Source organism: Ferrimonas sediminum, assembly GCF_900100175.1.
Lineage (GTDB): Bacteria > Pseudomonadota > Gammaproteobacteria > Enterobacterales > Shewanellaceae > Ferrimonas > Ferrimonas sediminum.
On the sequence record NZ_FNEM01000034.1, the window covers coordinates 1 to 8,676 of the forward strand.

6 protein-coding genes are annotated in these 8,676 nt (G+C 55.3%); 4 read left to right on the top strand and 2 right to left on the bottom strand.

Features of this window, described 5'->3' with window-relative positions:
• Nucleotides 1-162 precede the first annotated feature (162 nt).
• Nucleotides 163-987 carry a hypothetical protein gene (locus BLT77_RS19710; RefSeq protein WP_143026692.1) on the bottom strand — a complete coding sequence of 275 codons (825 nt, stop codon included), beginning with the start codon at nucleotides 985-987 and terminating at the stop codon, nucleotides 163-165.
• Between the two features lie 555 nt (nucleotides 988-1,542).
• On the opposite strand from BLT77_RS19710, the gene BLT77_RS19715 reads away from it, so the two are divergent.
• Nucleotides 1,543-2,577: an AraC family transcriptional regulator gene (locus tag BLT77_RS19715; RefSeq protein ID WP_281241989.1), complete on the top strand. Its 1,035-nt coding sequence runs from the start codon at nucleotides 1,543-1,545 to the stop codon at nucleotides 2,575-2,577.
• Here BLT77_RS19715 and rimO read toward each other — a convergent pair.
• Complete coding sequence (gene rimO / locus BLT77_RS19720; RefSeq protein WP_090368539.1) at nucleotides 2,574-4,022, bottom strand: 30S ribosomal protein S12 methylthiotransferase RimO; 1,449 nt, start codon at nucleotides 4,020-4,022, stop codon at nucleotides 2,574-2,576. The genes BLT77_RS19715 and rimO overlap by 4 nt on opposite strands.
• A gap of 620 nt (nucleotides 4,023-4,642) precedes the next feature.
• Here rimO and BLT77_RS19725 point away from each other — a divergent pair.
• The 3 genes from BLT77_RS19725 (at nucleotide 4,643) to BLT77_RS19735 (ending at nucleotide 8,463) form a co-directional block, all read left to right on the top strand.
• Nucleotides 4,643-6,082, top strand: a complete 1,440-nt coding sequence (locus BLT77_RS19725) for an MBL fold metallo-hydrolase RNA specificity domain-containing protein (protein ID WP_090368541.1) — start codon at nucleotides 4,643-4,645, stop codon at nucleotides 6,080-6,082.
• A 366-nt stretch (nucleotides 6,083-6,448) separates the two neighbouring features.
• Nucleotides 6,449-7,906 (top strand): methyl-accepting chemotaxis protein, encoded by a 1,458-nt coding sequence (locus BLT77_RS19730; protein ID WP_090368543.1) that lies wholly within the window; start codon nucleotides 6,449-6,451, stop codon nucleotides 7,904-7,906.
• 113 nt (nucleotides 7,907-8,019) lie between these two features.
• Nucleotides 8,020-8,463, top strand: a complete 444-nt coding sequence (locus BLT77_RS19735) for a YaiI/YqxD family protein (protein ID WP_090368545.1) — start codon at nucleotides 8,020-8,022, stop codon at nucleotides 8,461-8,463.
• The last annotated feature ends 213 nt before the right edge of the window (nucleotides 8,464-8,676 follow it).

Sequence of the window (8,676 nt, forward strand, 5' to 3'; positions counted from 1 at the left end):
AGGCAGCCTGACTCTTGAGTCACTTAAAGCGCGCCGCCCAGAGGGCGGCGTTTTTGTTGTGGTTGCCCTCTGTTTGTCACCCTTCCCTTGGTCGAGGGCACTCTCGTCAGGACTGCTACGGCCCGAACGGACAGGCGGCGTGCTTTGCGCCGCCATTACCGGTTAGGCCGGCCACAGCACTGCGGTGGCGGGTTTGATCACTCCTTTGAAGATCGCCCGTATCTCAGTAGCCACATCGTGGCTGATCTCATCGGTCAGCATTCGGGTCAAGCGGGCCAGTTGATCCCCCTGAGTCTGATCCATTTGTGCCTCAACTTGGTGAACCACGGAGTCCGGGTTGAGGTTAACCAGTCCACGTTCATGGTTCTGCCAATGATCCACCAGCCGGTGACGAAGGGTATGGGCGGCGTACAGGCGCAGAAAGTGGTTCACAAACGCCAGATCATCCAGCGGGTCGTGCAGGCTTCTCGGCGGCGGCGAGAGCGTGGGCGGACACCCATCGGCGGGCAGGCTCAGCAGGCAGGCGCTGAGCTGTGCATACAGCCTGGGGTCGTCGCTGCCAGCCAGCAAGGTGTGCATAGCCTGGGTGAAATCCTGTTCCCGGCCCCGGACTCCAGAGGCGATGGCATCGCACAGCAGAGCGGGAGTAACCACACCCAATGGCGTCAGCTGAGTCATCAGCCGGGCGGCCCACTGTTGGTTATCAGCGAAGCTCAGGGCCTGTTTAGGGCCACAGAAATAGTTGTGTCGATTGACCGCCTCCAGATAGCGCTGCAGTAACGGGTGCAAGGCCTTATGGGCAGCCAGGGCGGTGAACAGCGTGTCGGCACCGTCGCTGACCGAATGATGGTCGCCGGCAACCACAAACTGGTAGTGGTTGGTATCAGGGTGAGAGTGGTGCTGCAAAAGCGCCTGGCGAAGCTGCTCCAGGGCATGTTCCAGCGTCGGGCGTTGATCTGGGTGAAACTCGATGATCACGGGTGTCATGGTGTTAGTGAGTCCTTCAACCGGCGTGAGAGGAAGACTGTGGGCCGCCGGTTCGATCCGTTGAATATCTTTTGGCCAGTTGATCAGCATGGTAAAACTGTTTCATACAATGGCCGTTGTGGTTTCATATCGCTGATTAAGATGTCAGTGGGGTGAAAACGTGTGTGAATATTCTTTATAAACAATTGAATTGTAATTGCTTATCTTCGTTATTCTCTCGCTGATTCTCCGTTGCCAATGGGAAAATACAGTGTAAGGGATATGATATCTGGTTGGCCGGATTAATAAAGGCAAGTGTTTGATCTAACTTCATAAAATATGCACATTAACGTGATTATTATTCACCGTGGTTGAGGCGATCTCAAGCGCCAGAATTTGCCTTAACGCGATTCTCATTGTGTGACTCGTGACTATCATTCGTAATAAAATTTCATTTAAGATCGCAAAGTCAGCCTTTTTGCGGGCTGGCAATGGCGGTTGACGTCGATTGTGGTTGCTTTCTGTCGGCAATTTTGATCGAATGAGTCGATACTGAATGCAAGTCGGAGTGCGATGATGGCGGACAAACGGTTTCCTCTGGATACCAAACTAAGGCGAATTTTCAGTAGATTGGGAATTGATCCTGAGCCAGTGTTTGCTCGTGCAGGGGTGGATGTCGCCCTGCTCAATAACCCGGATGCCCGTCTCAACAGCCATCAGTACCTGGCATTATGGTCGGCACTGGAGGCTCACTTTGAACCTGGTGATCTGGCTCGCACTTTGGTGCAGTTATGCAACAGTGATGACTTCTCTGCGCCGATGATGGCGGGTCTGTGTTGCAGTGACCTGCTGTCCGCCATACGCCGGTTGCAGCGATTTAAAGGGTTGCTGGGGCCGCAGCAGTTGAAGGTGACCGAAGCCGATGACCGGGTCAGAGTCGAGGTGGTGTCCGATATGGCGGTGCCGTCATTGCCGGTATCGATGATTGTCACCGAGTGGTACCTGATTTTGAATCTGGCCTACATGGCAACCAAGGTGGAGTTACCGGTACTGTCCCTGTGCCTCCACGAGGTCACCGACGACGCACTGGCACTGGCGCGTCAGCATGGCATTGAGCTGCAGCAGGGTGACAGCAACGCCATTGAGTTTTCCCGTGAGGATTGCCTGCGCCCGTTTTTACCCCTTAATGACGGCATGTGGCAGTTCTTTGAGCCGACGCTGCTTCGGCTTATCCGCAAGCTGCATGCGCAGCCGGATACCGCCAGCGAGGTGAAAGCCACCCTGGTTGAGAGTTTGCCATCGGGTCTGGCGGATAAGGAACATGTGGCACAACGGATGGGGATCAGTCCACGGACACTGCAAAAGCGGTTGTGCTCTGAGAAGAAACCGTTTCAGACGGTGCTGGCCGAAGCGCGTAAGGAGTTGGCGTGCCACTACCTGAGGCAGTGTCATCTGACCCACATGGAGATCAGTCTGTTATTGGGATTTGATGAGGTCACCAGCTTCTACCGGGGTTGTCAGCGCTGGTTTGGTTTGACGCCTGAAGCGATCCGCAAAAACGAACAGGCCGGCATAGAGCCGGCCTGGGAACAGGAGTGCAACCAGGGTTAGCCCAGGTCTTCGATCTCGTCGTTGTCGTCACGGACGATGGTAGCGTACAGGTCGTACTCGTTGGCGAACTCGATGGAGGCCCATACCATCTGGCCGACCTCGACATCAAATTCCCCTCCCAGAATCACCTTGCCGTCAATCTCCGGGGCATCGGAGTAGGCCCGGGCAACTGCGCCCTCATCGTTGAGTTCATCGACAATCACCCGCATCTCGGTGCCGACCCGAGCCTGCAGACGTTCGGCGCTGATGCGTGCCGCCACTGCCATAAAGCGCTGGTAACGGTCTTCCATGATCTCGTCATCGATCAATTCAGCCAGATCGTTGGCGACCGCACCTTCCACCGGGCTGTATTTAAAACAGCCGACCCGATCCAACTGAGCTTGTTCCAGCCAATCCAATAGCAGCTGGAAATCTTCCTCGGTCTCACCGGGGAAGCCGACGATGAAGGTGGAACGGATCACCAGATCGGGACAGATCTCACGCCACTTCTTGATCTGCTCCAGGGTGCGCTCCGCCTTACCGGGACGCTTCATCGCCTTCAGGACTTTGGGAGAGGCGTGCTGGAAAGGGATGTCCAGGTAGGGCAGGATTTTGCCTTCGGCCATCATCGGAATCACTTCGTCCACGTGCGGGTAGGGGTAGACGTAGTGCAGTCGCACCCAGATCCCCATCTCTGCCAGCTTTTCACACAGTTCGGTCATGCGGGTTTTCACCGGCATGCCGTTCCAGAAACCGGTCTTGTGTTTCACATCCAGGCCGTAGGCGCTGGTGTCCTGGCTGATCACCAGCAGCTCTTTAACGCCGGCCTCTTTCAGGCGTTTGGCTTCATCCAGCACCTCGCCGATGGGGCGGCTGACCAGATCGCCGCGCAGAGCCGGAATGATGCAGAAGGTGCAGCGGTTGTTGCAGCCTTCGGAGATCTTCAGGTAGGCGTAGTGACGCGGGGTCAGCTTAACACCATGGTCCGGGATCAGCGCCGTCAGCGGGTCGTGCTCCGGCTTAGGCAGGTGGTTGTGCACCTGCTCCAGCACCATTTCGTAGGCGTGGGGACCGGTGATGCCCAGCACCTTGGGGTGGACTTCACGAATCTCGTCCTCTTTGGCTCCCAGACACCCGGTGACCAGCACCTTACCGTTTTCATTCAGAGCTTCGCCGATGGTGTCCAGGGATTCCTGCACCGCGCTGTCGATGAAGCCACAGGTGTTGACGATCACCAGATCGGCGCCGTCGTAAGAGTTGACGACGTCGTAACCTTCGGTCCGCAACTGGGTCAGGATGCGCTCGCTGTCCACCAGGTTTTTCGGACAGCCCAGAGAGATGAAACCGATGCGGGTTCCTGTGCCGCGCCCCTGGCCCATGGCCGGGGCCACTTTGGTGGCGTGGGTGGTGTTAGGTTGCACCGCTTTTGGCGTGTCATTGCCGGGATCAAAGGTTTCGACGGTCATGGCGTCCTGTATTCAGTTGGTAAATTTCGAAGTGCGCGGATTATACCTGAGTCCGGGAAAATGTGCAGGGTGAAAAGTGTTCAGTTCAGGGCTGTGTTGATGCAACCGAGCAGTGTAATTCTCAGCACAATGACTGTGTGCCACCTGTGGAAGCTGAGAATCGGTCTAAACAGGTGTCCGGCACTACAAAATCTATTATACCAACGTAGGAGGATGGTTACTTCGCTTCTACACTGCTGGTGCTGTTCGTGATTCCAGCGGCGTACGCCATTATGGCTGACCTGGGTTGGGTGAGAGAAGCTGACTAGCCATCAAACAGGGATGAGTATGGCAGCGACTATTTGGCTCCGGTGGCCATTCAACCACTGGATGAGATTACTGTCAGGCCATTAGCGACAGCATTAGATTGAGTAGCATCTGATTTTGACTCTAGGCGCCTAATTCCGTCGTTATTGTGGTGTCTCTTTAACTGGATTCGTTCTGGCCTGAGCTGCCGCTGCAACAGTTGGTGGAATTTGCCTAATTGGGCTTCGGGGCGCACTATTAGAGGTAGGCTGCCTTAACACGGCGTGTTTTAGGTTGTCATCTCAGGGAGATAGCGGACGCCGGGAGGGCGCATCATGACAATGACCCTGGCTTTTCTAGGCGCAGCCGGCGAGGTAACCGGCTCCAGTCATTTGCTGACCGTTGATGGTTGGCGATTGCTGCTGGATTGTGGACTGATTCAGGGAGGCAAAAAGGAAGCCGCCCGTAATCGGGAACCCTTTGATTTCGACCCCAGCAGCATCGATGCCGTGATACTCAGTCATGCTCATATTGATCACTCCGGTCGTTTACCGATGTTGGTAAAGGCTGGATTTGATGGACCCATCTTTACCCATAAGGCCACCCGGGAGCTGTGTGACATCATGCTCAGGGACGCCGCGATGCTGCAACTGCGGCAAACGGAACGGGCGAATGAAAAACGCCAATCCCGTGGTGAACCTCTTCTAGAGCCGATCTACACCGAAGAGGATGTGGATGAGGCGATGTCTCTGTTTGTGGATCTGGAGTATGAACAACTGATGGAATTGAGCCCGGCTGTGACAGTGCAGTTGCGTGATGCCGGCCATATTCTGGGTTCTGCCATCATTGAGTTGTGGTTGAAGTCCGGCTCTGCTCATAAGAAGTTGGTGTTCAGTGGCGATCTGGGCCGCTGTGACATGCCGGTGATTCGGGATCCCAGCTTTATCGACCAGGCGGATCTGGTGGTGATGGAGAGCACCTACGGCGATCGGGTGCACCGCGGTTGGCAGGAAACGCTGGATGAATTGAAAGCGATTTTTGCCCGGGCTCTGGAATCCAACCATGGCAATATCCTGATCCCTGCGTTTTCCGTTGGCCGGGCTCAGGAGTTGCTGTATCTGTTTCACCTGTACGGTAAAGAGTGGGATCTCAGTCGTTGGTCTGTCTACCTCGATAGCCCAATGGCTACTCGGGCTACCGGCGTGTATGTGCGTAACAGCAATCTGTGCGATGCCGAATTTCATCGATATCGGCGACACCACCCCAGTCAGCATCCATTGCTGACCAAGGTCAACTTTGTCCCAACCACCGAAGAGTCCATGGCTCTCAATGAGATAGATCGGGGATTGATCATTATTGCCGGCAGCGGCATGTGTAATGGCGGTCGCATTCGTTGCCACCTGGAGCACAATCTGTGGCGCCAGGAAGCGGACATCATTATCTGTGGTTACCAGGCGGTAGGCACTCCCGGCCGCTTGTTGGTGGATGGAGCACAAGAGTTGAAGATACGTGGTAAGCCGGTGGAAGTCAGGGCCAGGATTCATACCATAGGTGGCCTGTCTGCTCACGCCGACCGAGAGGAGTTAATTCACTGGTACCGGCAGTTTTCCGCTGCGCCGCCTGTGGTGCTGGTTCACGGCGAACCCGAGGCCCAGCAAACGCTGCTCCGTCATATCGAGCCTTACTGTTCCCACGGGGTGATTGCGCAAAAGTTCGACACTCTTGATCTGGGCCAACTGCCTGAATTGGTGTGGTTGCCGCCGCAAAGCTTTTAGACCTCTCTCTCTGAGTAACTGGAATATAAAGAGAAATTTAGATAGTTGAGCTTTATTCATTGTCGCCCCTAAAGCTGCTGATGTTACAGGCCGATAACAGCCATAACGGAGTAAAGCCCGTTGTGTTTGGAGAGAGGCTGAATCCTGTTTGTTCACAATACCTTTCAAATGTGTACGGCAATTACATGCATGCTGTGGAATAACCGTACTTTGAGTGAGTCTGGCCACAAAATGTGCCGACCTATGTGTGATCAGGATTACAGACTTGTAAATAAATTAAAGGGTAGTATTGTCCGACTCATACTTAGGGTCACAGTTTTAGTCTGACAAATGTTAACGCCAGCATAAGGCGGAATGAGGCAGCGGATGAGAGAAGTAGAATTCAGAACCATTGACCGCTTGTTTATCAAGCTGACATTGAATGAGAAGTTTTGGTTGCTGTTTCTGATGGCAACGCTGGCCGTAATGGGGACGGCCACCAATCACTATCTCGATGCCAGACAGCAGGCTCAGCAGCAGTCTGAGCAAGTGGTTCAGGCGCGACTGGCGGGAGTGGTGTCGGCCTTAAACGAACTGCCGACAGACAGCGAGGCCCGAAGCCGGCTGATGGCCCGAGAGGGAGTCAGGATGATTCCGGCGCTGAAGCCTACCGAGCGCAGTAGCGACCGCATTACTGTCAGCCAGACCTTTAGCGGCGGCGTGGTATCTTTGACCCGTGCAGTACCGGATGCTGAGGCTCAGATCCACAGTGAGGCGCTGTCGAGTCTGGGGCTGTCGACCTTATGGCTGCTTCCTCTTGCGCTATTTTGTTACTGGCTGGCGACCTTCCTCGGAGGGGCTCTGTGGGTCATGAATCAGGCCATTAATCGACTGGCGGACGGCGACCTGACCTCTAGATTGGGCTTTCACGTCGGTCGTGAAGAGTTTGGCATCATCGGCCATGGCTTGGATCGAACCATGGACACCATCAGTGAGTTGGTGGGCACGGTGAAAAGCAGTTCGGCGACTCTGAATCAGACCGCTTCTGGTTTTCGCCAGGACAGCCAGAACAACGAAAGCCAGATCAATCAGCAATACAGCTCGCTGGACTCGGTGGCAACGGCCATGGAGGAGATGAGTGCCACAGCCAAAGACATCTCTAACCTGGCCCAGCAAACCTCGGCGCAGCTGGAGCAGGATGGCGCCATGGTGGAGCAGAGTAACCAGAAAGTGCAGAACGCCATCATAGAAACCACCGAACTGGCGGACAAAACCGATGCGGCATCGGTGACAGTGAACAACCTCAATGCCAAGGCTACCGAGATCAACGAGGTGATTACCACCATCAACGCCATCTCTGAGCAGACTAACCTGTTGGCCCTGAATGCGGCCATCGAGGCGGCCCGGGCCGGTGAACAGGGGCGGGGCTTTGCGGTAGTCGCCGATGAGGTGCGTACACTGGCCAGCCGTACTCAGCAGGCCACGGTCGAGATTCAGATGATGATCGATAAGTTGCAGACTGAAACCCAGGGGATCTCCGAGATCACCTCTCATACCCTGAAGCAGGCGCATCAGAGCCGGGAGTTGATCAATGAGATCGGTCAGGATGTGACCGCGATTGCTGACTCGGCCAAGGCGGTGATGGACATGAGCGCCCAGATCGTCAGTGCCGTTGAGCAGCAGACGGCGGCGGCCAATGATATCGCTTCCGAATTGTATGATATCCGCGGCCAGTCCAATGCCATTCGTACCAGCTCGGAGCAGTCAGCGGTCAGCGTACAGGAGCTGTTTGACAGCTCTCAGTCACTGGGACAGATCCTGCATAAATATCGCACCGCCGAGTAGGGCGAAGCGCGGGTTACAGTGACATCAGCCAGGGGAGGAAACTCCCCTTTTGTTTGCCTGCTGCCCGGCGGCGCTGTACCCTGCGCAGAGTGTCCTGAATCAGGTTAAAAACAATGAAAATATGGGTTGATGCCGATGCGTGCCCGGTGGTGATTAAAGAGATTCTGTTTCGCGCCGCCGAACGCACGCAAGTGCACACCAAACTGGTGGCCAACCACGCCATGCGTACGCCGCCGTCGCAGTACATCAGTGCCATGGTGGTTCCCGCCGGCTTCGATGTGGCAGACAATGAAATCGTCAAGCTGACCGAGGCGGGCGATCTGGTGATCACCAGTGATATCCCCCTGGCTGCCGAGGTGATTGAGAAGGGTGCCGTGGCGTTAAGTCCACGTGGTGAACTGTACACCACCAGCAATATCCGCTCACGCCTGAACATGCGGGACTTTATGGACACCATGCGCGCCAGTGGTGTGGATACCGGTGGGCCGCCGCCACTGAGTCAGCAGGATCGCCAGGCGTTCGCTAACCATCTGGATCGCATTCTGGCCCAGCGCTGATTGCTCAAGCTCTCTGTCGTGTTCGCGCAGGCGGGTACCCAGTGTTTGTGCCTTTGTCATTCTCGCGAAGGCGAGAACCCAGTGTTTTTGATTTTGTCATTCTTGCGCAGGCGGGTACCCAGTGTCTTTGATTTTGTCATTGTTGCGTAGGCGAGAACCCAGCGTCTTTGATTTTGTCATTCTTGCGTAGGCGAGAATCCAGTGTCTTCCAGG